The organism is Streptomyces sp. NPDC059201 (assembly GCF_042754585.1).
In the GTDB taxonomy this organism is placed as follows: Bacteria; Actinomycetota; Actinomycetes; order Streptomycetales; family Streptomycetaceae; genus Streptomyces.
The window spans coordinates 493,978-516,800 of sequence record NZ_JBHZBB010000002.1 but is presented as its reverse complement, the minus strand read 5'-3'; the positions used below and the strand labels follow the sequence as shown (position 1 = coordinate 516,800).

Sequence of the window (22,823 nt, the reverse complement as noted above, 5' to 3'; positions counted from 1 at the left end):
GACGCGGCGCCGCCGGAGAGTGGGATTCTTCGTGACGTTTCGTCAGATCTGCTGTGCCCGCTTGCCGTTCCGGCCGAAGACGGTCACGACGAGCATGGCGGCGAGGGCGAAGGCGCCCGCCGCGGGCATCGCCCAGCGCGGTCCGGAGGCGTCGACGACCAGGCCGCCGATGAACGAGCCCACGCCGATGGCCCCGTTGAAGGCCGCCACGTACAGCGAGGACGCGGCCTCGCTCTCCTCGGGGACGAGCCGGATCACCCAGGTCTGGAGCGCGACCGGCAGCGCCGCGTACACCAGGCCCCAGGCGACCAGCATCGCGACGACCAGCGGGGTGCTCGCGCCGCCGGCGAACATCACGACCATGACGAGCGCGAGCAGTCCGGTGCAGGCGGCGAGGCTCGCGAGCAGGGCGCGGCCGACGACCGCGCCGGCGGCGAAGTTGCCGATCAGACCGGCGACACCGAAGACCAGCAGCAGCACGCCGACGAGGGAGGGGCGGACGCCGGTGACCTTCTCCAGGTACGGGGCGACGTAGGTAAACGCCAGGAAGTGGCCGCTCATGACGAGCGCCGTCACACCGACCGCGACCCTGAGCGCGCGGTGGCGCAGCACGTGGAGGAGGGCCGAGAGGTCGCCGCTGCCGCGCGCCGGGAGGGCGGGCATGAACAGCGCGCTCATCACGAGGACGAGGACCCCGAGGACCGCGACGCAGGCGAAGGCCGCGTGCCAGCCCGCGGACTGGCCGATCGCGGTGCCGAGGGGGGTGCCGGCGACGGAGGCGAGGGAGATGCCGCCGAGGACGACGGCGGTGGCGCGGACCGCGTGCCGCTCGGGCACGAGCCGGACGGCGACGGAGACCGCGATGGACCAGAACACGCCGTGTGCGAGGGCGACGACGAGCCGGGCGGCGAGCAGCACCGGGTAGCTGGAGGCGACGGCGGCCAGCAGGTTGCCGAGCACGTAGAAGGTCATCAGGCCGACCAGCAGCCACTTGCGGTCGACCCGGCCCGTCACGGCGGTCAGCGGGGCGGCGGTGACGGCGGCGAGCGCCGCGAAGCCGGAGACGAGGAAGCCCGCCGAGCCGAGCGAGACCGAGGTGCCGTCGGCGATCGACGGGAGCAGGCCGATGGGCAGGGTCTCGGTGGTGACGAACGAGAAGACGCCGAGGGCGAGTCCGGCCACACCCAGCCAGCCGCGCAGCGAGGAGTGCCCGCCCTCGGCCGGCGCGGCGCCCGGGGTGTCCGGCCGGTCCGGCGGCGAGGTCGTGGTCTCCGGCTGGTCGCTGCTCTGGCGGGCCGTGCTGGGGGACATGGTGGCTCCCGGGGGTGGAGGTCCGGTGGGTGGTGGAAACGGCTCGCGGGCGGCCCGGGAAAGGACACAGGAAGAACACGGGAAAGGCCCCTGCTCCACGTACCGCAGGGTTTCCGCGAGGCGGGGCGACGCACGGAGGTCCGGACCGCCCGAAGGCGGCGGGACGCCGATATCGGCCCGCCGCGGCATTGTCGCGCGAGCCCGTCCGCGGGCGGAAGTGTCTCCCGCTGCTGGTGGTGGTACCACCAGGCTGAGGATCGCGTTCGCGCAGCTCACACGGGGTGTGGCGGGGGCGGGGCTGGTGGTGTCACCAACCGGATGAACTGACCCCGATAACCCCGCGCGCGGTCCGGTAGCTTGCGACCGTCCGGTTCTCCGCCGGATGGCCGCGTCTCCGTCGAATTCCCTTCCGGCGCATTTGGCCCTTCCCGATCTCCCTTTCCCGAAGGAGCAGAGAATTGTCGACCGACGAATTGCGAGCGACCGGCCGTGGGGCCGTGGGAACGGCGCCGGAGCGGGCCCGGGTGAAGCGTCTCGACACGCTCACGGGCCTGCGCTTCCCCGCCGCCTTCGTGGTGCTGCTCTACCACGCGGCCCTGCTGCCCTTCCTCGGCGTGCCCTGGCTGGACAGCGAGTCGGCCGCGGTCACCTACTACGACGCGGTCGCCCACGCGGGCGCGCTGGGCGTCACCTTCTTCTTCGTGCTGAGCGGCTTCGTCCTGACCTGGTCGGCGCGGGACACCGACACCGCGCCGAGGTTCTGGCGCCGCCGCTTCGTGAAGATCGTCCCCAACTACGTGCTGGTCTGGGCGCTGGCGATGGTGGTGTTCGCGGCCCCGTTCACCGACCTGCGGACCGGACTGCTCAACCTCTTCATGATCCAGGTGTGGTTCCCCGACTTCGCGGTCAACTTCGGCGTGAATCCGGCCGGTTGGTCCCTGGGCGTCGAGGCGGTCTTCTACCTCGCCTTCCCCGCCCTGTTCCACCTCGCCAAGAAGATCCCGGCGCACCGGCTCAACCACTGGGTGGTCGCCGTCGTCGCCGGGATCATCGCGACCCCGCTCCTCTCGGAGCTGCTGGTGCCGGCAGGCACGGCGATGATGGACACCGAGTCCGACACCTCGATCAACCAGTACTTCTTCTCCTACATCCTGCCGCTGCCCCGGGTGCTGGACTTCCTCCTCGGCATCCTCGTCGCCCGCTCCGTGATGGCCGGCCGGTGGCGGAACATCGGCATGGGCTGGTCGGGCGTGCTGCTCGCGGTCAGCTACGCGGTGGGCTACTTCACCCCGCCGATCTACTCGACCCGCGCGGTCTGCGTCATCCCGGCCGCGCTGCTCATCGCCGCCGGCGCCCTCGCGGACGACGAGGGCCGCTTCACCCTCTTCCGCAACCGGGTGATGGTGTGGCTCGGGGACGTGTCCTTCGCCTTCTACCTGGTGCACTACACGGTGATGGTCGCCGTGTGGAAGCTGTTCGGGAGCGACTCCTACTCGCCGGTGCAGGCGGCGGGCCTGATGGTGGTGTTCCTCGCCGTCTCGCTGCTGGTCTCGTGGGCGCTGTACGCCCTGGTCGAACGGCCGATCACCCGGCGCTGGTCGAACCCGCGCCGCAAGCCCGCCCCGCCGGCCACCCCGGCGCCGGTGGCGGAGATGCCGGTGGCGGAGGTGCCGGCTCCGGCGCCCGGGGTCGCGGCCGAGCGCTGAGCCGCGCGGGGACGAGTGAAGGGGGCGTCTTCCCCACCCGGGAGGGGCGGGGAAGACGCCCCCTTCGGTACGGCCGGGGGCTCAGCCCCGCGCGGCGGCGGCGCGCAGCCCGGCCGGCGTGGAGACGTAGCCGAAGAGGACGCCGCCCGGGTCGAGTTCGGGGGTGGCGAGGCCGCCGATCCGGACCGGGACGAAGCCCGCGTCGAGGACCAGCCGCTCCACGGCCCTTCCGGCGCGGGGGTCGTCGTACGCCGTGCCCATGCCCCAGAAGTGGCGCTGGGCGGTGCCGCGCGACCACAGCAGTTCGTCGGGGAAGTGGGTGAAGGCGCGGGCGACCGCGGTACCGGGGAGCCGCTCGGCCAGCCAGCTCCCCTGGGTGGTGCCGGGGCCGAGCTCCGAGACGAACAGACCGTCGGCGCCGACGCCGATGGGGCTGGTGGCGTCGACGACGACCTTCCCGGCGAGCAGGTCGCCGAGGCCGTCCAGGAGCTCGCCGAGAGCCGGGTGCGGGACCGCGAGCAGGACGATGTCGCTCGCCGCCACGGCCTCGGCGTGGGTGGTGGCCGTGGCCCGCTCGCCGAGGGGGTCGGTGAAGGCGGCGAGCCGCTCCGGCGCGCGGGAGCCGAAGGTCACGGTGTGCCCGGCGGCGGTCCAGTGGCAGCCGAGCGGGCGGCCGATGTTGCCGGCGCCGAGGACGGCGACGGACAGCGCCTTCTCGCCCTCGGCCGCCTGGTTCGCGCCCTCGTGCGTGGTGTCGTTCGGGGCGTCGTGCGTGATGTCGTTCGTGGTGTCGTTCGTCATGTCGTTCACGGGCCTCGTCTTCGTGCTCGGGGGGGCGGGGCGTCAGTGCGGGGTGACGTCGGGCCAGACCAGGGCGGTCGAGCCCCAGGTGACACCGCCGCCGAAGGCACTCATCAGGACCCGGTCGCCCGGGGCGAGCAGACCGTCCTCGACGGCGTCGGCGAGGGCCAGCGGGATCGAGGCGGCCGAGGTGTTGCCCACCCGGTCCAGGTTGACCACGACCCGCTCCCGGTCCATGCCGAGCTGGTCGGCGACGGCGTGCAGGATCCGGGAGTTGGCCTGGTGGCCCACGAAGCGGGCCACCGATTCCGGCTCCCACCCGGTGCGGTCCAGGACCGCCCGCGAGGAGTCCGCCATGCGCGTCACGGCATGCCGGAACACCTCCCGCCCCCGCATCCGGAAGTACGGGTCGGCCGGGGGCGCGGCCGGGTCGGCCGCCGCGGCGGCGCGCTGCCGCGAGCCGCCGCCGGGCACGACGATGAGGTCCTTGAGGGTGCCGTCGCTGCCGAGGTCGAAGCCCTGGAGGGCGCCCGGTTCGGCCGGGTCGCCGGCCCGCAGGACGACGGCGCCCGCGCCGTCGCCGAAGATGACGGAGGTCGTACGGTCCCCGGGGTCGAGGATGTGCGAGTACGTCTCCGCGCCGATGACCAGGACCTGCCGGGCGATGCCGGCGGCGAGGGCGCCGGAGGCGGCGGCCAGCGCGTAGACGAAGCCGCTGCACACGGCGGCGACGTCGTAGGCGGCGATGTTCCCCAGACCCAGGCGGGCGGCCACGTCGGGCGCGGTGGCCGGGCACGAGTGGTCGGGGGTGGTGGTGGCGACGATCAGCAGGTCGACCTCGGTCACGGCGGCCGACTTCAGGGCCCGTTCGCCCGCGGCGACGGCGAGGTCGCCGGTGGCGGTGCCGGGGTCGGCCCAGTGCCGGCGGGTGATGCCCGTCCGGGTGCGGATCCACTCGTCGGAGGTGTCCATCGTCAGGGACAGTTCCTCGTTGGTGACGATCCTGGGTGGGACGAAGGTCCCGAGCCCGGTGAGGACGGCGGTGGGCTGCGTCAAGGAGGGCCTCCTCGGAAGGCCGGTGCGGGACACCGTCACCGGCGTTGCTGGAACGGGCCGCGCTCCGCCCGCGAGGGGGCGGCGAACGAGCTGAGGGGGCGGCGGCGGTGCGCGACCCTGGACGGGCGGCGACCGGATGCGGCCCGGCGCGGCGGCACGGGTACTCCGCGCGGCCCGGAAACGTACGACGATTGTGCGGCGGCGGGCGGCGCCGTTCCAGACCGTGCTGACGCGGTGGGTGGCGGCACTGGTGGCGGCACCACCACCCTGCGGGCCGTACGGGGGCCTGGGGCCGTACAGGGGACGGGAGTTGTGCGGGGGCCGGGTCAGTCGCGGGGGGTGTCGGGGCCCGGCGGTGTGTACACGAGGAGGCGGGTGCCGGCGGCCTCGGCCAGGTCCATGGTGAGCAGGACGAAGGGGCGCGCTTCCCGGCCGGGCGGGGCGAGTTCGACGGGGGCGGGCACCGGCTCCTCCACCTCGTGGCGGTCCCAGAGCGCGGCGAACCCGGAGTGCCGCTGGGCGAGTCCGTCCGCGATCTGCTCGTAGCGCGGGTCGTCGGGGCCGTACGCGGCCTGGAAGCGGAAGCGGGCGGTCATCCGGCGGGCCACCGCGGGCAGGTCGCGGTACCGCTCGCCGTGGGTGCCGGTGAACAGGCTGGTCAGGAAGTTGGCGTTGCCGTCGCGGCCGAGGCGCAGCACGTCGGCGGCGGGGGCGTTGGCGGCGAGGACGTCCCAGTAGCGGTCGATCACGCAGGCGGGGCCGAGGGTCTGCGCGTCGACGAGCCGCCGGAAGACCTCGGAGTCCGGCGGGGCGGGCGCGGAGACCGGGGCCGGCGGGTTGGCGTCGGCGAGCCGGTACAGGTGGACGCGTTCGAGCTCGCTCAGCCGCAGGGCGCCGCTGATCGCGTCGAGGACGCCGTCGGAGACCTTGATGGGGCGGCCCTGCTCCAGCCACGCGTACCAGGAGGCGCTGACCCCGGCCAGGACGGCGACCTCCTCGCGGCGGAGCCCGGCGCGGGCCCGGGTGCCGGTGGTGGCGAGGCCGACCTCCTCGGGGGAGAGCGCGGCGCGGCGGGTGCGCAGGAAATGGGTCAGCTGACTGCGCCGCTTCTTGTTGCCACCGGTGCCTAAGAGCGTGACGTCCATGGTGCTGGACGGTAGGTCACGCACGCGGAACTGTCAGCGACGGGGATCACACCCCGTCAGGACCGGCCGCCGGCCTGGGTCACCCCTTGCCCGGGGTGGGCAGCGGGCGGCTCGGGGCGGACGGGGTGTGGAGGGCGAGGATCCGGCCGAGTTCGGCGAAGAACCGTTCCTTGTCGTCGCGGTGGAAGAAGTGGCCGCCGGGCAGGGACCGGAAGGAGAACCCGGCCCCGGCGTGCCGCCGCCAGGCCCGCGCGGCCGCCGCGGACACCAGCGGGTCGTCGTCGCCGTGCAGGACGTGTACGGGGCAGGGCAGCGGCGGCGGCGCGGGTTCCGGGTGCCGGTAGGTGCCGGCGACGTGCAGGTCGTCCCGCAGCCGGCCCGCGACGGCCCTCGTCCGCGACGGGTTCTCGCGCAGCAGGCGGCCCGCTCCACCGAGGCCCAACAACAGCTCCAGGCTGGCGCCATCGGTCGGCTCTACGGTCAGGCCGGACGCGGTCGGCACGTGCGGCGCGCGGTGGGCCCCGGCCACGAAGCACTCGGGCGGGCGGCCGCCCGCGGCGAGGTGCCGCTGCGCCACACCGTAGGCGACCAGCGATCCCATGCTGTGGCCGTAGAAGGCGTAGGGCCCGTCGAGGGAGGGAGTGAGCTGCCGTGTCACCTCGCACACCAGGGCGTCCATCGTGCCGACCGCGCCCGGCACCCCGTCGGCGGCCGGCGCCCTCGGGGGCATGGCCACCGGCACGACGTCCACGGCGGAGCCGAGCCACTGGCCCCAGCCCGCGAAGGACCAGGCGCTGCCGCCGGCGTGGTGGAAACAGAACAGGCGCATGGAAGGCATTCTGCCGTCCCGTCACGCCGGGAGGCAGTGTCTGCGAAAAGGGGTGGTGACACCACCACCGAAAGGAGGGACGCGCGACGGAGCACGCCCCTTCCCCTCTCCGGAACACGTCCCCGAATTGCCTCGCCGAGGTCGGGCGAGAGCGGAAGAAAGAGGTCGAGACATGCGGACGACGGAATCCCCCCGGACATCCGGACTTCTGCGCCGGACGCGCCTCCGGCATTTCCTGCGGGCCCGCCGGGAGCGCATCACGCCCGAGGAGGTCGGCCTGGTGAAGGCGGAACGCAGGCGGACACCGGGGCTGCGCCGGGAGGAGGTGGCGGCGCTGGCCGGGGTGGGGGTGTCCTGGTACACGTGGCTCGAACAGGGGCGGGACATCAACGTGTCCGAGGGCATCGTCAACGCGGTCGGCAACGCGCTGCGCCTGGAGGACGCCGAGCGGGACTACTTCTACCGGCTGGCCGGTCACAACCCGCCGCCGCGGCCGGGGGCCCGGCTCGGGGACGGGGCGCCCGCCCGGCTCCAGGCGCTCGTCGAGGGCTGGTCGTACAACCCGGCCTACATCACCGACCGTTACGGGCGGGTGGAGCTGGCCAGCAGGTCGGCGCGGGCGCTGTTCCGGATGGAGGCGCGGGGCGACCACTGCGTGGTGAAGTTCTTCACCGACCCGTCCGCGCGGGCCAAGTACCCGGACGCGGACGAGGTGGGGCAGGGCCTGGTGGCGCAGTTCCGCGCGCAGTCGGCGCGGTTCCCGGAGGATCCGGAGTTCGGCCGGATCGCGGAGCGGCTGAGCGGGACGAGCCCGCGGTTCGCCTCGCTGTGGGACAGCCACGAGGTCGTCGGGCCGGACCAGAGCACCCGCCGGATCGTCCATCCGCACTCCGGGGTGCGGGTCTTCGACCGGGTGGTGATGCGGGTGCCGGAGCGCCCGGAGTCGCTCCTGACGCTGTACATCGCGCGGCCGGCGGCGAGTACGGCGGAACGGGCGCGGGAAATGGCCGGGGCGCGTTCCGAAGCGGCCTGACGGGGCCCGTTTCCTGATCCGCCGATCGGGGTGGTGTTCCCACCACCCCGATCAGGAGACACTTCCACACCCCGTTTCCGCCTCCGATGATGAATTCAACAATCGGTCCAGTCAGTTCTGGTCGAGTCACTTCTGGTCGAGTCAGTTCTCGTCGAGTCACGGAGCAGGCAATGGAAAATTCGACCGTCAGTCGGATCATCGTGGTCCTGGGGGAATTGGACGTCGACACGTCGACCGTCACCCCGGACACCACCTTCGAGGCGATGGAGATCGACTCGCTGCTGCTGGAGGAGCTGGCGCTTCGGCTCCAGAAGTCCTTCGGCATCGCGATCGAGATGGGTGAGCTGGTCCCCGAGCAGACGGTGGCGGAGGCCGCCGCGGTGCTCGCCGGCAAGGGCGTCCCCGTCGTCTGACGCGCCGCACGGCCCGCCCCGCGGATCCCCCCACCCCCCTTCAGAACCCCCCCACACCGCTTCATTCACTTCCATCACTTCCATCACTTCCATCGAGAGGAACCACCATGTCTTCCACTCTCCTCGTCCTCAACGAGGTCGCCGCGGCCCCCGGCCGGGCCGACCACGTCCTCGCGGAGTGGGCCGCGCTGAACGGCAAGGAGCCGGTGGCCGGCCGCGCGCTGTACCGCAGCCTGGACGACGACAACCTCCTGGAGATCACGCCCGTCGCGGACCCCGCGGAGCTGGCCGGTCTGAACGCGGGCTGGCGCAAGCTCTGGGACTCCGTGTCGGAGGACCTGGTCACCGACTTCCGGCGCCATCTCCTGGAGTTCGTCGAGGCGCCCAAGGACACCGCGGAGCCGGTGCCCACCACCCCGTACGTCCAGCTGCGCCACATCGAGGTCAAGCCGAAGGAGTACGCGGCGTACCGCGAGTGGCGCGAGAACACCATCTTCGAGGTCGTGCGGGGCGCGGCGGAGGTGGAGGTCTTCCTCGCCTACCACTCGCTCGTCAGCAGCGAGCCGGGCGTCATGTTCGTCTCCGGCTTCTCCGCCGAACCGGCCGCCTACCAGGCCGTGTTCACCTCGCCGAAGTACCAGGACATCGTGCAGCAGGCGGGCGACCGCTACATCGTGGGCGGCGAGAGCGGCCTGTACACCCGCGTGTACAAGCGCGCCGATGTCTGAGACCGCCGAGGCGCCCGCCCCGGTGTCCGGCGCGACCCCGGGCCGTAGCGTGACCCACGAGCTGGCGCTCACGACGCAGGGTCCGCTGTACCCGCCGAGCGAGGTCATGGACGGGAACGGCGACTTCGTCGTCGTCGGCGTGATCAACCGGCCCGGCCAGGCGGGCGGGGCGGTGCCGGAGTGGGGCGCGGCGGTGGTCTCCCCGGAGAGCCCCGTCCCCCCGTTCGGCTCCCTCGCCCCGTACACGGTCGTCCGGGAGCTGGACACCGACCCGGACGGCGCCGACCGGGACATGGTCCTGCACACCCTGCCGCTGCCGCTGCCCTGCAACAACTACCCGATGGTGTTCGCGCCGGACCAACTTCCGGACGCCGCCTCGGTGGTGCGGCCGCGTCACGCCTTCCACCAGGTGCCGATACCGGACCTGCGGCCGGAGGACGGGCCCAAGGTGGTGGAGCCGGTGACGTTCGGCGCGTGGATGCGGGCGAGCGGGACGGTGACCGCCGGGGTCACGGCGGACGGCCGGTCCGGGACCTTCGACTTCTCCTTCTCCCGTCTGGTGCCGGACAGCGTCTACACGGTGATGTCGCTGCGGGCCCATGACCTGGACCCGTCGGGGCCGACCCGGCCGGGCCCGCTCGGGGTGCCGAACGTGTTCGTCACCGACCGCGAGGGTTCCGGCAGTTACCACGCGACCCTGCCGGACCCGTTCCCGGACCCGGAGCTGCCCGGCGCCAACCGGATCGTCAACGTGGTCGTGCTGTGGATGAGCTACCAGCGCAGCTACGGCGGCGCCATCGGCGAGTTCGGGCTCGGCGGCGACATCCACGCCCACCTCAAGCTCCGCGGCCCCGCCTTCCAGGAGCTGCGGACGCACGGGCCCGGCCGGCCCTGACGGACCCGCCGCCGCACGTACCCGTCCCCACCCGCACCCCCCACCCGTACTCGTACTCGTACCGCCTTCGAGAAGCCCGAGAGAGGCCCGTCATGCCCATCATCTCCGTCACGACCTGGGAGGGCCAGGACGACGCCCAGGCCCAGGAGCTCCTGGAGGAGCTGACCCGGACCGTCCGCCGGGTCACCGGAGCACCCCTGGACAAGATCACCGTCTACATCCAGGAGGTGCCCCGGCACCGCTGGGCCGAGGGCGGGGCGCTGGGCAGCGACCCGAAGTTCCCCGAGCTGAGCCGCCGCACCACCGAATGACCCGGCGGCCTCCGGCGGCCGTCCCCCGCCCGCCGGAGGCCGTCGCCCCACCCCGCGCCCGATCAACCCGAGCAACCCGAACAACCCGAACCCCCGAAGCACCGCCCCCTCGCCGCCGAACGGGAAAGGTCCCGCCGTCATGACCCAGGAATCAGCCGACGTCACCGAGGCCCAGCCGGGCGTGCACTTCCTCGTCGGCGACGTGTTCGCCGAGTTCGCCCGCCACGAGGGCGTCCACACCGTCTCCCAGCTGGTGGGGCGGATCAGGAGCGGCGCCTTCCCCGGCGGGGACGGCGTGGGCGGCGCGGCCGGGATACGGATGACGCCGGGCCAGGGCGTCTCCCTCTTCGACGTCGAGTACGTCCGCGACACCCTGCGCCGGCACGGCCTGGCGGACCGGGTCGTCGTCGACGACCGGGTGCTGCACGGCCGCGCCGGCCGCGAACTGGCCCACAAGCACCGGCTGGAGAACGTGCTGATCTCCCGTCCCCGCGCGGCCGGCACCGACGTCTTCGAGTCCGACCTGCTGGTCGACGCGGGCAACGAGGTCATGTCCGACCACCTCACCGGCCAGCACATGCAGGGCATGCTCGCCATGGAGGCCGGCCGGCAGATGTTCATCGCGGTCGCCGAGGAGGCGTACCTGCCGGCCGATGCGGTCGGCAGCCGCTACTTCGTCATCGACACCTTCTCCACCCGCTACCGCAACTTCCTCTTCCCGCTGCCCGCCCAGGTCCGCTGCACCGTCCTCGCGCACCACGCCCCGCACCCCACCCGCACCTCCTTCCACTGCGCGCTCGCGCTGAGCCAGGGCGGCGCGGACGCGGTGGAGATGGAGGTCCGGTTCACCGCCTTCGACACCCGGATCTCGCACACCAAGGAGACGCGGGCGGCCCAGCGCTCCCTGGAGGACGGCATGACGCTCGCGGCGGCCGCCGCCGCCACCGCCGGACTCCCCGTGCCGGCCGGGGCCCGCACCCCGTGACCCGTACCGCCGGCCCGACCCGCACCGCCGGCCCCGCCCGTACGCCAGGCCGCCCGCCCTCCCCGCATGGAGCCCCCGACATGTCCGCCACACCACGCCCCTACACGGTCTTCAGCGACGTCGACGAGACGCTGATCTCGGTCAAGAGCATGTTCGACTTCCTCCAGTACCAACTGGTCCGCCGCCACGGGCAGGCGGGCGAGGAGGAGTACGAGCGGATCATGGCCACGGTCCGGCGGCGCAGCGCCGAGCACGTGCCGCGCGAGGAGATCAACCGCTTCTACTACGGCCACTACGCCGGCGAGTCGGTGGCCGCGATCGCCGCGCTCGCGGACGACTGGTTCGCCGAACGGACCACCACCACCCGCGGGTTCTGGATCGAGCCCACCCTCCAGGCGCTGCGCGACCACCGGGCGGCCGGCGCGAGCGTCGTCCTGGTCTCCGGCTCCTTCCCGCCGCTGCTCGAACCGGTGGCCCGTGAGGTCGGGGCGGACACGGTGCTGTGCACCCGGCCGCTGATCGCCGACGGCCGCTACACCGGCGAGGTCACCACCCCCGTCATCGGCGACGGCAAGCGGGACGCCGTGCGCGACCTGCTGGCCTCCCGGCCCGGTGTCGACCCGGCCGACTGCTACGCCTACGGGGACCACCTCTCCGACCTGCCGATGCTGGAGCTCGTCGGCCACCCGGTGGCCGTCGGAGACGACGAGGAGCTGCGCCGCGCCCTGGCCGGCGCCTGCGACCCGGTCCACGCCCGATGAGCGGGCGCCGGTTCCATGTGCTCCTCGGCCCCGACGGGGCCGGGAAGTCCACGGTGATGCGGCGGCTCGGGCCGCTGCTCCCCGGCTGGCGGCTGCTGTCCACCGACGGGCCGTTCGTGGCGCCCGAGCACGCGCTCATCCCCCGGCTGCGGCGCGAGCTGCACGAGCGGCTGCTGCCGGGGCTCGGCACGGCCTATTCGGCGGACCTGATGGCCAGCCTGCTCCAGACGGCCGTGGTGCACCTGCGCGACCAGTTACGGGCCGGCGACCCCGACGCGCCCGTGCTGATGGACTCGTACTACTACAAGATCCTCGCGAAGTGCCGGATGGCGGACTCCCCCGACCGCCGCATCTACTCCTGGTGGCGCTCCTTCCCGCGGCCCGACGGCGTCGTCTTCCTCGACGTCTCGCCGGAGGCGGCCTGGCACCGCCGGGACGCGGGCGGCACGGTGAACCTCCTGGAGCACGGGCCGGAGGCGGCCGACCGGGCCGGTTTCGAGCAGTACCAGCGGACCCTGCGGAAGCTGATGCTGGAGGAGGTGCGGGAGCTGCCGGTGGAGCTGGTGCCGGAGCAGCCCGACCCCGAGCACGCGACCGAGGCCGTACGGAAGGCGCTGACCCGGTGACCGCGGCCACGGACGCCCCGGCCCGCTCCGGCTGGCACTCCCCCGGGCACGCCGACCGCTACCGGGCGCGGGTGTTCGCCGCCCGCGCCGGGCTGACCGCCGACCACGCCGACCCGCGCGGGGCGCAGGAGCGGGTCCTCGCGGACCTGCTGGAGTTCAACGCCGAAACCGCGTTCGGCCGCGAGCACGGCTTCGGCGGGCTGCGGACGGTGGACGACTTCCGGCGGGCCGTGCCGGTGGGCGACTACGCGAGCCACGCCGCGCTGATCGAGCGGACGGCGGCCGGCGAGCGCGGTCTGCTCACGGCCGACGCCCCCGAGCTGTACTTCACCAGCAGCGGCAGCACCGGGGCGCACAAGAAGATTCCGGTGACGCCCCGCTTCATGCGCACCACGTTCATGCCGTTCTACTTCGCGGCCTGGGCCCCGCTCGCCGAGCACTTCCCCGAGGTGCTGGAGCGGCCGGACGCCGTGCTCAACCTCAAGCACGACCCGCCGGCCGCGCCGCCGGTGACGGGCGACGGGCGTCCGCACGTGGGCGCCAGCCAGGTGGACCTCGGCGCCCGGTTCGGGGAGCCGCTGGCGGCCGAGCCCGGCACCGGCGCCCCGTGGGCGGTGCTGCCGGTCGCCACCGACCCGGCGGACCACCTGGAGCGGGCGTACCTGCGGCTGCGTCTGGCGGTGCAGAGCGACGTGCGCTGTGTGATCGGCATCAACCCGGCGATGGTCGCGGCCGTCCCGTACCAGCTGAACCTGTGGTGGCCCCGGATCGTGCGGGAGGTCCGCGACGGGACCCTCGGCGGGGTGCCGTACGGCGCGCCCGACCCGCGCCGGGCGGCCGAACTGGAGCGGCTCGCCGCCTACTTCGGGACCGTGCGCCCGGCGCACGTGTGGCCCCGGATGCGGGTGCTGTTCTGCTGGTCGAGCGGGGTGGCGTCGCTGTACCTGCCCGCGTTGCGGGAGGAGTTCGGCGCCGGGGTCACGGTGCTGCCGGCGCCGGTGGCCGCCTCGGAGGGTCCGGTGGCCGTGGCGCTCGACCGGCACGCGTCGGCGGGCAGCCTGGTCGCCTCGGCCTCGCTGTACGAGTTCGTCCCGGCCGAGCGGGACCTCGGCCCCGGCGCGGAGACGCTGCTCGCGCACGAGGTGGAGGCGGGCCGCGACTACCACGTGCTGTTCAGCCACGTCGGCGGCCTGTACCGGTACGCGGGCGGGGACGTGGTGCGGGTGGTGGACCGGGCCGGCGGGCTGCCGAGGCTGGAGTACGCGGGCCGGGCCGGCCGGCTGGACGCGGCGGGCGAGCGGCTGCGGGACGCCGAGGTCGTCCGGGCCGTGCGGGCCGCCCTGGAGTCGGGCGGGCTCGGGCTGCGGAACGTGTCCTGCCGGGCCGAGCCGGGCCCCGGCGGCGTCCCCCGCCACGTCTTCGCCGTCGCCCCCACGACGCCGTGGAGCACCACCGAGACGGAACGCTTCGGCGAGGCGCTGGACCGGTCCCTGGCGGCCGCCTCCGCTCCGTACGCCCACGCGCGCTCGGCCGGACGGCTCGCCGCGCCGGCCGTACGGCTCCTGGACGCCGACGCGTTCGCCCGCGCCTGGTCCGACACGGTCGCCTCCGGCGTCCGCCCGGCCCAGGCGAAGGACCGCCTGTTCGAGACGGACGGGACGCGGTGGACGCGCCTGACCGGCGCACCGGCCGTCTGACCGGCCCCCGCGCGACCCCCGTACACGAGACCTCTCCCACCCCCGAGGAGCCTGTCATGCCCGCGCTCAACGCGGTCGAACGGACCGCCCTGCTCACCGCCGCCCTGCGCGCCGCCGAGACCCGCCGCGAGGACCGGCTGTACGAGGACCCGTACGCCGGCGGTCTGGTCGGGGACGTCGGGGCGGAACTCCTGGCCGAGGTCCACGCGGCCACCTTCCCGCCGGACCGGCCGAGGAGCCTGCCCAGCACCCCGGACTACAACGCCATCCGCACCCGCTTCTTCGACGACTTCCTCCTCGACGCGGCGTCCGAGCCCGGCGCGACGCAGATCGTGCTGGCCCCGGCCGGCATGGACTCCCGCGCCTACCGGCTGCCGTTCCCCGGCCACCTGCGCTACTTCGAGATCGACCGGCCGGCGGTCCTCGACTTCAAGGCCGCGCGGCTGAGCGGGGTCACGCCCCGGGTCGACCACCGCACGGTCGCCGTCGACCTGACCGACGCCGCCTGGGAGGACCGGCTCGTCGACGCCGGCTACGACCCGGCCGTCCCCTCGACCTGGCTCCTGGAGGGACTGCTCTACTACATCCCGGAGGCCGACGCGCACCGGATGCTGGAGCGGGTCGCCGCCGTCTCGGCGCCCGGCAGCCGCATCGCCGCCGACCTCGTCAACGGGGCCGCCCTCACCCTGCCCCACATGCGCGGACTGCTCGATGTCTTCGCCGGCTGGGGCTGCCCCTGGCTGTTCGGCTCCGACGAGCCGGAGGCCCTCTTCGAGCGGTACGGCTTCGACGTGCGGGCGACCCAGCCCGGCGAGCCCGAGGCCGACTACGGGCGCTGGCCCGACCCCGTACCGCCGCGCGAACTCGCGGATGTGCGGCGGGTGTTCTTCATCCACGGCAGGCGTCGCTGACCATGGTGACCACCGTGATCGCGGGAGGCGGTGTCGCCGGACTCGCGCTGGCCCTCGCCCTCGGCGCGCGCGGCCACCGGGTGCGGGTCCTGGAGCCGGGCGGCGCGCCGCCCGACGGCCCCGCCGCCAAGGCCGCCGGGCTCTGGCACCGGCCCGGCGTCCCGCAGGCCCGGCACGACCACATCCTCAACGCGCTCGGCGTCCGCGCCCTGCGCCGCCACGCCCCGGCGGTGCTCACCGCCGCCCTGGACGAGGGCGCCCGGCTGCTCGACCTCACCCGCGCCGCTCCCCCGCCCGCCACCGCCCTCCCCGGCGACGAGGACTTCGTCACCCTCGTCGTCCGCCGCCCGGTCCTGGACGTGGTGCTGCACCGCGCGGCCCGGACCACGCCCGGCGTGACGATCCGGCACGGCGTGCGGGTCACGGGGCTGACGCTGACCCCCGGCGGCCCTGCGGGGCGGCGGGTCCGGGGAGTGGTGACGGACAGCGGGGAGCGGATCGCGGCCGACGTGGTGGTGGACGCCACCGGCATCCGGTCGGCGTCCCGGGGGTGGCTGGCGGCGGCCGGGCTCCCGGTCCCGGACGACCTGGCGGTGCCGGGGAGCCTGCGGGCGTACGGCCGCTTCTACCGGCTGCGCGACCCGCACGGCCCGCTGCCCGGCCCGCTCAACCGGGGCAACGCGGCGGGCGGCGTCTGGGACCACTACTCGGCCGTGCTGCACCCGGCGGACAACGGCACCTTCGCCGTCACCTTCGGCGCGCTGCCGGGCGACCGGGCGCTCGCCGCGCTCGCCACCCCCGGCGGCTTCACCGCCGCCGGCCGCCTCTCGCCGTTCCTCGCCCCCTGGCTGGCCGACGGGGTGGCGGAGCCGCTCGGTCCGGTACGGGTCACGGGCATGCCGCCCAACCTGTGGCGCGGCGACGCCCCGGGCGGCCCGCACCGCGTCGGCGGCCTGCTGCGCACCGGCGACGCCGCCGGGGTCACCGACCCGATGTTCGGCCGGGGCATGTCGCTGGCCCTGGCGCACGCCTTCGCCCTGGCGGGTGTGATCGACGGCCACCCGGCCGGCGGCCCGGAGCTGGACGAGGCGGCGGCGGAGGTCACCGGACGGCTGCTGCGGCCCTGGTACGAGCGGGGCGCGCACGACTCGCGGGCCCGGGTGGAGCGGTGGCGTGCCGCCGCCGGCCTCCCCCCGGAGCCGGCCGCCTCCCCCGGAGACGGCTCCGTACCACCGCCCGGCCCGGGGCTGCCCCCGGAGGCGGCCGCGGCCGCCGGGACCGATCCCGTCGTCTGGCGCGGGGTCACCCGGGTCCAGACGAGCCTGAGCACCCCCGCCGAGGTCCTCGCGCGGGAAGGGTTCCGCGCCCGGCTGCGGGCGGCGGCGCGGACGGCCGGACCGGCCCCCGACGGCCCCCGGCCGCCGACCCGGGACGAGCTGCGCCGCGCCCTGGCCGCCCGCCGCCCACCGGAAGGAGGAACGGAGTGACCCACCGTACGAACGTGCTCCTCGCCCCGGTCACGGTGACCCCCACGAAGCCGCTGACCCCCAGTCACCTCAAGGGCCTGCTGTGGACCGACGTGATGTTCCGGGCCACGGCCCCGCTCGCGGAGGTGACGTACCACTACAGCCACACCACCTACGACGTCACCGAGCAGACGGCCGGCTTCTGGGAGTACCTGGACCGCACCCACGGCGAGGCCGACTACTCGGACCTGACCGAGGAGGAGATCGGCGAGCTGTACGTCCGCCACCGGGCCGAGGAGGGGCGGCGCGACCCGGCGGCGCTGCGCCCGTACCGGGACGCGGTCGAGCACAGCGGCTGGGTCCACCCGGCGAGCGAACGGCTGCTCGCCCTGTGGACCGGGCACTACGCCCGCCTCGGGATGCACGACCCCGGCCTGCGCGCGCACCGGCCGCCCGGCCTGGGCCTGGAGGAGACCCTCGAACGGCTCGGCACCACCGGCCTGGTCCTGGACCAGCGGGCGACGGGCGGCCCCGTCTACCTCGACCTCACCCGCTACGGGATGCCGCTGCGCCGGATCGTCACCGCCGACGGCCGCCCCAACTACCTGGCCTGCGCGCTGCGCGAGCTGGTACCGCTCGCCCCCTGGTACGACGAGGTCGTCCTGCTCTTCGACCGCGAGCTGGACGCCGACTACCAGCTGCTCCACCGGGTGCTGGCCGGGCTCGGCCCCACCGTGCGCCGGGTGCCGCTCGGCCGGGTGCCCATCGACGGCAGGGTCACCTCGGCCCGGCACGGCGGCTGGCGCCGGCACACCCTCACCGCGCTGCTGCGCGAGGCGGCCGGGGAGTACGACGAGGCCGCGCTCCGCCTCGGCCTGCGGCTGTACTTCGTGGCGACCCTCGGCCCCGGACAGGGCCAGTCGTTCCGCCTCGACCTGCTGCGGCAGAGCCTGGCCGTCGCCGCCCGGCTGCTGCGCCGCTCCGGCGACGCGCCGGTCACCGGCGACCTGACGGCCCTGGTGGCCCCGCACCGGCGGGACCACACCTATGTGGACCCCTACCGGCTGACCTGCTCGCTGCTCGGCAGGGGCCGGCCGGCCCCCGATCCCGGACTCCTCTCGGCGGTGTACCTGTGACCCCTCCCTTCGACTCCCCCGCCGCGGCCCCGGCCGCGGCCGTGCCGCCGTCGGCGGCGGCCTTCGACCTGACCTCGGCGGACCTGCTGCGGTCCGCCATGAACCGGGTCCGGTTCGCCCGGCCCGAGCTCTCCCGGCGGCTCGACCTGACCAGCCCCCGGATCCTGCGGGACGTCCGCTCCGGGCGCCACGACACGACGGCCGCCGACACGGACCGGGCGCTCGCCGTCGTCGTCATCGGCCGCCTCGACCTGCCCTCCTGGGTCCGCGAGACCTGCGCCTTCGCGCTCGCCCTCGCGCCGGGCGCGGCGGAGACCTGGCGGCGGAGCTTCACCCGTACCGTCTATCTGGCGGGCAGCCCGGCCAACCTCCGTGAGCGGTTCGCCTTCGACCACGTCGCCGCCGACGGCTCGGCGGCCTGGGCCGGACCGGCGGACGAGGCGGCCACGGCCACCCTGCGCCGCCTCCTCAAGAGCTTCGAGGCGCCCCGCGAGCTGGCCGCCCGACCGCCGGTGGGGGTGACGGTGCCCGGCCGCCCGAAGGCGGGCCGGGCGGTCCGCCGCGACCTGTACGTGGCGACCGCCCGGGTGTCCGTCACCGAGGCCCTCGTCCACCTCAACCACCTGCTGGCCGAAGCCGCGATGGACCGGCTGATCGGCCCCGGCGACCGGCTGACGCTGCGGTTCGTGCCCCGGCTGACCGGCCGGGAGCCGTCCTTCGCCCGGCTGCGCGTCGACGCCGACGTGCACCGGCCGGACGTCCTCCAGCCCTACGCCGGACTGACCGAGGAGATCTGACATGCCACCGTCCCACCGGCCCCGCACGCCCGGCGCGCCCGACCTGCCCCGGGGGTCCGCCGCCCCGCCCGTACGGATCGGGATCCACGGCTCCCCGCACCTCGCGGCCCGGATCGTGACCGCCGCCGGACTGCCCCCGGAGGCCGTGCAGTTCGTGCCGTACGACGTCACCGAGCCGTTCCGGCCCCTGCGCGACCGCGCGGCGGACCTCATGATCGTCAAGTACGACCCGCGCGAACCCGACATCGAGGTCGGCGCCCCCGTCGCCCTCGACGGGCGGGCCGTCGTCGTCGGCGCCCACCACCCGCTGGCCGGACGCCCCTCGGTGTCGGTCGAGGAGGTCGCCCCGTACGAGGGCTTCCGCTGCCCCGGCGACTTCCCGCCGCTCGTCTGGGACCAGGTGGTGCCGGAGCGCACCCCCGGCGGCCGGACCATCCGGCGGGTCCACCCGATGACGACCCTCGCCGCGATGGCCGAGCTGCTGCGCACCTCCACCGCCATGCACCTGTCGTTCCGGTCCCTGGCCGCCATTCTCCCGCCGGACATCGCGGTCGTCCCGGTCGACGACCTGGAGCCCTCCCCGGTCGCCCTGGCGTGGCTGCGCGACGCCGAACAGCCGCCGCACGTCAGCCGGTTCGTCGCCGCGGCCGAGCGGGGGGCGGCGCGATGAGCCCCGCACGGAGCCCCCGGGCCGGGGCGGCGGCCGGGCCGCTGCCGCTCGTCCTCCTGCACGCCCTGCCCCTCGACGCGTCGATGTGGGAGGTCACCGCCCGGGGCCTGCGGGCCGCGGGCCACCGGGTCCTCAGCCTCGACCTGCCCGGCTTCGGCGCCGCGCCGCCCGCCGCGGGCCCGCCCTCGCTCGACGCCTTCGCCGACCACGTCGCCCGGACGCTGGACCGGGCGGGCGTGCACCGCGCGGCGCTGGCCGGCTGCTCCCTGGGCGGCTACGTGGCGATGGCCTTCCTGCGCCGCCACCCCGACCGGGTCGGCGCCCTCGCGCTGCTCGCCGCCAGGGCCGCCACCGACACCCCCGAGGCGGCCGGACAACGGCTGCTCTTCGCGGACCGGATCCTCGACGAGGCGGCGCGCCCCGGCCTCGTCACCGCGACCAGCCCCGCCCTGCTCGGCGCCACCACCCGCGCCCGCCGCCCCGGACTCCTCGCACGGGTGACGGAGTCGGCACTCGCGGCCCGCCCGGAGTCGGTCGCCTGGGCGCAGCGCGCGGTGGCGGCCCGCCCGGACTCGACCGCGACCCTCCGCGGCGCCCACATCCCGGCCGTAGTCGTCCACGGCGAAGAGGACACCCTGGTCTCCACCCCCGAGTCCCGCCACGCCTGCGCGGCGCTACCGCAGGGCCGGTACGCGTCCCTCCCCGGCGTAGGGCACCTGGCCCCACTGGAAGCCCCGGAGACCGTACGCCTGCTGCTCACGGAACTGGTGAGGAGGGCGGGCGCGGCGGCGGGCGCCAAGGCGGGCGCGGAAGCGGGCGCGAAGGCGGCGGGTCCTCACGCGGGCCGGGCCGGGGTGGCCGGGCCGGGAGCGGGGACCTACAGGGCGGCCGGAGAGGCCGGACCTGGCGGGGGGAGCTACCGGACCGGGGTGGCCGGGCCTGGCGCGGGGACCTACCGGGCCAGGTTGACCGGACCCGGCGGGGACGCGGGCCGGGCCGGAGAGGCCGGGCCCGGCAGGGACGCGGGCCGGGCCGCGGGGGCTGAGGGGGTGTGGGTGTGGTGACGGCGGCGGCGGGTGGCTCGGCCTGGGGGTACGCGACCTCCACCGGGCTCGCCTTCACCCACGAGTCCATCGTGGACCCGCACTACCGGGCCTGCGCCCCGTACTACCGCCGGGCGCTCGCCGGCGTCGGCATCCCGCCCGGCGGGCACGTCCTGGACGCCGGCTGCGGCGGCGGGACTTTCCTGCCGCAGCTCGCCGAGCTCGTCGGCCCCGGCGGGCGGGTGTCCGCCGTCGACCTCGCCCCGGAGAACACCGCGCTCGCCGCCGCCCGCATGCGCGACCATCCGGCACACGCCCGGGTCGAGGTGCGGCGGGCGGACCTCCTCGCCCTGCCCTTCCCGGACGCCACCTTCGACGCCGTCTGGTGCGCCAACACCACCCAGTACCTCGACGACGCCGAACTCGGCCCCGTACTGGCGGAGTTCCGGCGGGTGACCAGGCCCGGCGGGCTCGTCGCGGTCAAGGACGTCGACGGCTCGCTCAGCACCGTCCGCCCGGCCGACCCGTTCCTCATCACCGACTTCTTCCGCGCCTCGGCCCGCGCCCCCGGCTATGCCCGCCGGCTGCTGCGCGGACCCGCCCTGCGCGACTGGCTGCGCGCCGCCGGGCTCGTCTCCGTACGGCAGCGCACGGTCTTCATGGAGCACCACGCGCCGCTGACCCCGGCGGCCCTGGCCTTCTACACGCAGGCGTGCGCCCGCTTCGCCGAGCAGGCGCTGCGCGAGGGCGCCCCCGGCAACTGGACGCCCTTCCTCGACCCCGACGCCCCCGACCACGCGCTGCGCGACCCGGACGCCTACATCAGCGAGGGCAACGTCGTCGTGACCGGCACCGTGCCGAGCCCTCCGCAGTCCCTGGACCCGAACACCCCCACGTCAACCGCCACTTGGATGGAGTCATCATGACCAAGGCCACCGGACAGAGCCGAATCAGCCGCCGTTCCACCCTCACCGGCACGGGCGCCGCCCTCATCGGCGGCGGCTTCACCGGCCTCCTCGGCGCCGCCCCCGCCTCCGCCGCCACCGCCGCCGCCGAGAGCAGCCGGTACGAGCGCGGTCTCGCCGCCCTGCGCTCCACCTCCGGCGAACGCGGCGCGGCCGTGATCGAGTCGCTCAAGGACATCGCCCCCGACCTCGGCCGCTTCGTCGTCGAGTTCGCCTACGGGGACATCTACCCCCGGCCCGGCCTCAGCCTGCGCGAGCGGGAGCTCGTCACGGTCGCCGCGCTGGTGGCCCAGGGCGACACCGCGCCGCAGCAGAACTTCCACATCGACGCGGCGCTGCACGTCGGCGTGGAGCCCACCGAGATCATCGAGGCGCTGATCCACCTGGTCCCCTTCGTCGGCTTCCCCCGGGCGCTCAACGCGATCACGGTGGCCCGGCAGGTCTTCGCGGACAAGGGCATCGCGTTCAAGCCGTCCGTGCAGGACGACCCTCGCGACCGGTACCGGCGCGGGGTCGCCAAGCTGAGGGAGATCGACGGGCGGCACGGCCTGGAGGTCATCGAGTCGCTCCGCGACATCGCCCCCGACCTCGGCCGCTTCATCGTCGAGTTCACCTTCGGCGACGTCTACCACCGGCCCTGGCTCTCCGCGCGGCGCCGCCAGCTCGTCACCGTGTCGGCGCTGACGGCCCTCGGCGACACCGCCCCGCAGCTGCGCGTGCACATCGGCGCGGCGCTGAACGTGGGCCTGAGCCCGGCGCAGATCGTGGAGCTGCTCATCCACGTCGTCGCGTACTCCGGCTTCCCCCGCGCCCTGAACGGGATCACGGTGGCCCGGCAGGTCTTCGAGGAGCGGTCCGCGTGACCGGGAGGCGAGCGGCGTGACCGTGGACACGGACAGGTACACGGGCGCGGGCACGGACACGGGCGCGGGTGTCGCGGTGGACTTCGGCGCCCTGGGCGCCGACTTCGCCCGGGACCCGCACCCGGTCTACGCCGCGCTGCGCGCCCGGGGCCCCGTGCACCGGGTGCGGGTCCCAGAGGGCGCGGACGCGTGGCTGGTCGTCGGCCACGAGGCGTGCCGGGCCGCGCTCACCGATCCGACGCTCTCCAAGTCGTGGGCGGACGCCTCCCCTTCGCTGCCGCTGGCCCGGCTGTCGGCCGGGGAGAACCTGCTCAGCTCCAACCCGCCGCACCACACCCGGCTGCGGCGGCTGGTGGCGAGGGAGTTCACCGGCCGCCGGGTGGCCGCGCTGGCGCCCCGGGTGGAGGAACTGACCGGCGAGCTGCTCGACGCCGCGCTCGCCCGGCCGTCCGGTGGGGCCGACCTCGTCGAGGCGCTCGCCTATCCCCTGTCGATGGGGGTCATCGGGGAGCTCCTCGGGGTGCCCCGGGCCGACCGCGACGCCTTCCGGGACTGGGCCGAGCAGGCCCTGAGCAGCCCGGACGGCCAGGTGCGGGCAGCGGCGACGACGGCGATGACCCGCTACCTGACGGAGCTGACGGATTACCTGCGCGCCCACCCCGGCACCGACCTGCT

23 protein-coding genes are annotated in these 22,823 nt (G+C 75.1%); 18 read left to right on the top strand and 5 right to left on the bottom strand.

Annotated features, from left to right (window positions below; genetic code table 11):
- Window positions 1-42 precede the first annotated feature (42 nt).
- On the bottom strand, window positions 43-1,311 hold the full coding sequence (locus tag ACFXMG_RS08210) for an MFS transporter (RefSeq protein ID WP_383820458.1): 1,269 nt from the start codon (window positions 1,309-1,311) through the stop codon (window positions 43-45).
- Between the two features lie 524 nt (window positions 1,312-1,835).
- Here ACFXMG_RS08210 and ACFXMG_RS08205 point away from each other — a divergent pair.
- A complete protein-coding gene (locus tag ACFXMG_RS08205; RefSeq protein WP_383820456.1) occupies window positions 1,836-3,017 on the top strand; it encodes an acyltransferase family protein in 1,182 nt (393 codons plus the stop codon).
- A gap of 81 nt (window positions 3,018-3,098) precedes the next feature.
- Here ACFXMG_RS08205 and ACFXMG_RS08200 read toward each other — a convergent pair whose 3' ends face one another.
- The 4 genes from ACFXMG_RS08200 to ACFXMG_RS08185 all read right to left on the bottom strand — a co-directional run bounded on the left by ACFXMG_RS08200 (window position 3,099) and on the right by ACFXMG_RS08185 (window position 6,848).
- Window positions 3,099-3,818 carry an NADPH-dependent F420 reductase gene (locus ACFXMG_RS08200; protein ID WP_383820518.1) on the bottom strand — a complete coding sequence of 240 codons (720 nt, stop codon included), beginning with the start codon at window positions 3,816-3,818 and terminating at the stop codon, window positions 3,099-3,101.
- 42 nt (window positions 3,819-3,860) lie between these two features.
- Window positions 3,861-4,874 carry a beta-ketoacyl-ACP synthase III gene (locus ACFXMG_RS08195; protein WP_383820453.1) on the bottom strand — a complete coding sequence of 338 codons (1,014 nt, stop codon included), beginning with the start codon at window positions 4,872-4,874 and terminating at the stop codon, window positions 3,861-3,863.
- A gap of 326 nt (window positions 4,875-5,200) precedes the next feature.
- Entirely contained in the window at window positions 5,201-6,019 is an 819-nt protein-coding gene (locus tag ACFXMG_RS08190; protein ID WP_383820451.1) for a helix-turn-helix transcriptional regulator, read from the bottom strand.
- Between the two features lie 79 nt (window positions 6,020-6,098).
- On the bottom strand, window positions 6,099-6,848 hold the full coding sequence (locus ACFXMG_RS08185; RefSeq protein WP_383820448.1) for a thioesterase II family protein: 750 nt from the start codon (window positions 6,846-6,848) through the stop codon (window positions 6,099-6,101).
- Between the two features lie 172 nt (window positions 6,849-7,020).
- Here ACFXMG_RS08185 and ACFXMG_RS08180 point away from each other — a divergent pair, with 172 nt between their 5' ends.
- From ACFXMG_RS08180 to ACFXMG_RS08100, 17 genes are all read left to right on the top strand, one after another.
- Window positions 7,021-7,881 carry a helix-turn-helix transcriptional regulator gene (locus tag ACFXMG_RS08180; protein ID WP_383820446.1) on the top strand — a complete coding sequence of 287 codons (861 nt, stop codon included), beginning with the start codon at window positions 7,021-7,023 and terminating at the stop codon, window positions 7,879-7,881.
- Window positions 7,882-8,051: 170 nt separating this feature from the next.
- Entirely contained in the window at window positions 8,052-8,294 is a 243-nt protein-coding gene (locus tag ACFXMG_RS08175; protein ID WP_383820443.1) for an acyl carrier protein, read from the top strand.
- A 107-nt stretch (window positions 8,295-8,401) separates the two neighbouring features.
- Window positions 8,402-9,022 carry a hypothetical protein gene (locus tag ACFXMG_RS08170; RefSeq protein WP_383820440.1) on the top strand — a complete coding sequence of 207 codons (621 nt, stop codon included), beginning with the start codon at window positions 8,402-8,404 and terminating at the stop codon, window positions 9,020-9,022.
- Window positions 9,015-9,917, top strand: coding sequence for a hypothetical protein (locus tag ACFXMG_RS08165; protein WP_383820438.1), 903 nt, complete (start codon window positions 9,015-9,017; stop codon window positions 9,915-9,917). The genes ACFXMG_RS08170 and ACFXMG_RS08165 overlap by 8 nt, the downstream gene beginning before the upstream one ends.
- Before the next feature lie 92 nt (window positions 9,918-10,009).
- The gene (locus tag ACFXMG_RS08160; protein ID WP_383820435.1) at window positions 10,010-10,228 is read left to right on the top strand and encodes a 4-oxalocrotonate tautomerase family protein; all 219 of its coding nucleotides are present in this window, start codon (window positions 10,010-10,012) and stop codon (window positions 10,226-10,228) included.
- Between the two features lie 139 nt (window positions 10,229-10,367).
- Window positions 10,368-11,213: an AfsA-related hotdog domain-containing protein gene (locus ACFXMG_RS08155; protein WP_383820432.1), complete on the top strand. Its 846-nt coding sequence runs from the start codon at window positions 10,368-10,370 to the stop codon at window positions 11,211-11,213.
- A gap of 80 nt (window positions 11,214-11,293) precedes the next feature.
- Window positions 11,294-11,974 carry an HAD family hydrolase gene (locus tag ACFXMG_RS08150; RefSeq protein WP_383820429.1) on the top strand — a complete coding sequence of 227 codons (681 nt, stop codon included), beginning with the start codon at window positions 11,294-11,296 and terminating at the stop codon, window positions 11,972-11,974.
- The gene (locus tag ACFXMG_RS08145; protein WP_383820427.1) at window positions 11,971-12,600 is read left to right on the top strand and encodes a dTMP kinase; all 630 of its coding nucleotides are present in this window, start codon (window positions 11,971-11,973) and stop codon (window positions 12,598-12,600) included. The genes ACFXMG_RS08150 and ACFXMG_RS08145 overlap by 4 nt, the downstream gene beginning before the upstream one ends.
- Window positions 12,597-14,297, top strand: coding sequence for a GH3 auxin-responsive promoter family protein (locus ACFXMG_RS08140; RefSeq protein WP_383820424.1), 1,701 nt, complete (start codon window positions 12,597-12,599; stop codon window positions 14,295-14,297). Before ACFXMG_RS08145 ends, ACFXMG_RS08140 begins: the two co-directional genes overlap by 4 nt.
- 56 nt (window positions 14,298-14,353) lie before the next feature.
- Window positions 14,354-15,208, top strand: a complete 855-nt coding sequence (locus ACFXMG_RS08135; RefSeq protein ID WP_383820421.1) for a class I SAM-dependent methyltransferase — start codon at window positions 14,354-14,356, stop codon at window positions 15,206-15,208.
- A 2-nt stretch (window positions 15,209-15,210) separates the two neighbouring features.
- Window positions 15,211-16,695 (top strand): FAD-dependent oxidoreductase, encoded by a 1,485-nt coding sequence (locus ACFXMG_RS08130; protein WP_383820418.1) that lies wholly within the window; start codon window positions 15,211-15,213, stop codon window positions 16,693-16,695.
- Window positions 16,692-17,810, top strand: a complete 1,119-nt coding sequence (locus ACFXMG_RS08125; protein ID WP_383820416.1) for a hypothetical protein — start codon at window positions 16,692-16,694, stop codon at window positions 17,808-17,810. The genes ACFXMG_RS08130 and ACFXMG_RS08125 overlap by 4 nt, the downstream gene beginning before the upstream one ends.
- Window positions 17,807-18,607 carry a DUF6182 family protein gene (locus tag ACFXMG_RS08120; protein WP_383820414.1) on the top strand — a complete coding sequence of 267 codons (801 nt, stop codon included), beginning with the start codon at window positions 17,807-17,809 and terminating at the stop codon, window positions 18,605-18,607. Before ACFXMG_RS08125 ends, ACFXMG_RS08120 begins: the two co-directional genes overlap by 4 nt.
- A gap of 1 nt (window position 18,608) precedes the next feature.
- Window positions 18,609-19,277 (top strand): LysR family transcriptional regulator substrate-binding protein, encoded by a 669-nt coding sequence (locus ACFXMG_RS08115; protein WP_383820411.1) that lies wholly within the window; start codon window positions 18,609-18,611, stop codon window positions 19,275-19,277.
- The gene (locus ACFXMG_RS08110) at window positions 19,274-20,341 is read left to right on the top strand and encodes an alpha/beta fold hydrolase (RefSeq protein WP_383820408.1); all 1,068 of its coding nucleotides are present in this window, start codon (window positions 19,274-19,276) and stop codon (window positions 20,339-20,341) included. Before ACFXMG_RS08115 ends, ACFXMG_RS08110 begins: the two co-directional genes overlap by 4 nt.
- Window positions 20,329-21,246, top strand: coding sequence for a methyltransferase domain-containing protein (locus ACFXMG_RS08105; RefSeq protein ID WP_383820406.1), 918 nt, complete (start codon window positions 20,329-20,331; stop codon window positions 21,244-21,246). Before ACFXMG_RS08110 ends, ACFXMG_RS08105 begins: the two co-directional genes overlap by 13 nt.
- The gene (locus tag ACFXMG_RS08100) at window positions 21,243-22,148 is read left to right on the top strand and encodes a carboxymuconolactone decarboxylase family protein (protein ID WP_383820403.1); all 906 of its coding nucleotides are present in this window, start codon (window positions 21,243-21,245) and stop codon (window positions 22,146-22,148) included. Before ACFXMG_RS08105 ends, ACFXMG_RS08100 begins: the two co-directional genes overlap by 4 nt.
- The last annotated feature ends 675 nt before the right edge of the window (window positions 22,149-22,823 follow it).

Bases quoted from the DNA above. Each gene is read 5' to 3' on its own strand.
- ACFXMG_RS08210 (WP_383820458.1), bottom strand. From the start codon at position 1,311: ATGTCCCCCAGCACGGCCCGCCAGAGCAGCGACCAGCCGGAGACCACG.
- ACFXMG_RS08200 (WP_383820518.1), bottom strand. From the start codon at position 3,818: ATGACGAACGACACCACGAACGACATCACGCACGACGCCCCGAACGAC.
- ACFXMG_RS08190 (WP_383820451.1), bottom strand. From the start codon at position 6,019: ATGGACGTCACGCTCTTAGGCACCGGTGGCAACAAGAAGCGGCGCAGT.
- ACFXMG_RS08185 (WP_383820448.1), bottom strand. From the start codon at position 6,848: ATGCGCCTGTTCTGTTTCCACCACGCCGGCGGCAGCGCCTGGTCCTTC.
- ACFXMG_RS08180 (WP_383820446.1), top strand. From the start codon at position 7,021: ATGCGGACGACGGAATCCCCCCGGACATCCGGACTTCTGCGCCGGACG.
- ACFXMG_RS08175 (WP_383820443.1), top strand. From the start codon at position 8,052: ATGGAAAATTCGACCGTCAGTCGGATCATCGTGGTCCTGGGGGAATTG.
- ACFXMG_RS08170 (WP_383820440.1), top strand. From the start codon at position 8,402: ATGTCTTCCACTCTCCTCGTCCTCAACGAGGTCGCCGCGGCCCCCGGC.
- ACFXMG_RS08165 (WP_383820438.1), top strand. From the start codon at position 9,015: ATGTCTGAGACCGCCGAGGCGCCCGCCCCGGTGTCCGGCGCGACCCCG.
- ACFXMG_RS08160 (WP_383820435.1), top strand. From the start codon at position 10,010: ATGCCCATCATCTCCGTCACGACCTGGGAGGGCCAGGACGACGCCCAG.
- ACFXMG_RS08155 (WP_383820432.1), top strand. From the start codon at position 10,368: ATGACCCAGGAATCAGCCGACGTCACCGAGGCCCAGCCGGGCGTGCAC.
- ACFXMG_RS08150 (WP_383820429.1), top strand. From the start codon at position 11,294: ATGTCCGCCACACCACGCCCCTACACGGTCTTCAGCGACGTCGACGAG.
- ACFXMG_RS08145 (WP_383820427.1), top strand. From the start codon at position 11,971: ATGAGCGGGCGCCGGTTCCATGTGCTCCTCGGCCCCGACGGGGCCGGG.
- ACFXMG_RS08135 (WP_383820421.1), top strand. From the start codon at position 14,354: ATGCCCGCGCTCAACGCGGTCGAACGGACCGCCCTGCTCACCGCCGCC.
- ACFXMG_RS08130 (WP_383820418.1), top strand. From the start codon at position 15,211: ATGGTGACCACCGTGATCGCGGGAGGCGGTGTCGCCGGACTCGCGCTG.
- ACFXMG_RS08115 (WP_383820411.1), top strand. From the start codon at position 18,609: ATGCCACCGTCCCACCGGCCCCGCACGCCCGGCGCGCCCGACCTGCCC.
- ACFXMG_RS08110 (WP_383820408.1), top strand. From the start codon at position 19,274: ATGAGCCCCGCACGGAGCCCCCGGGCCGGGGCGGCGGCCGGGCCGCTG.
- ACFXMG_RS08100 (WP_383820403.1), top strand. From the start codon at position 21,243: ATGACCAAGGCCACCGGACAGAGCCGAATCAGCCGCCGTTCCACCCTC.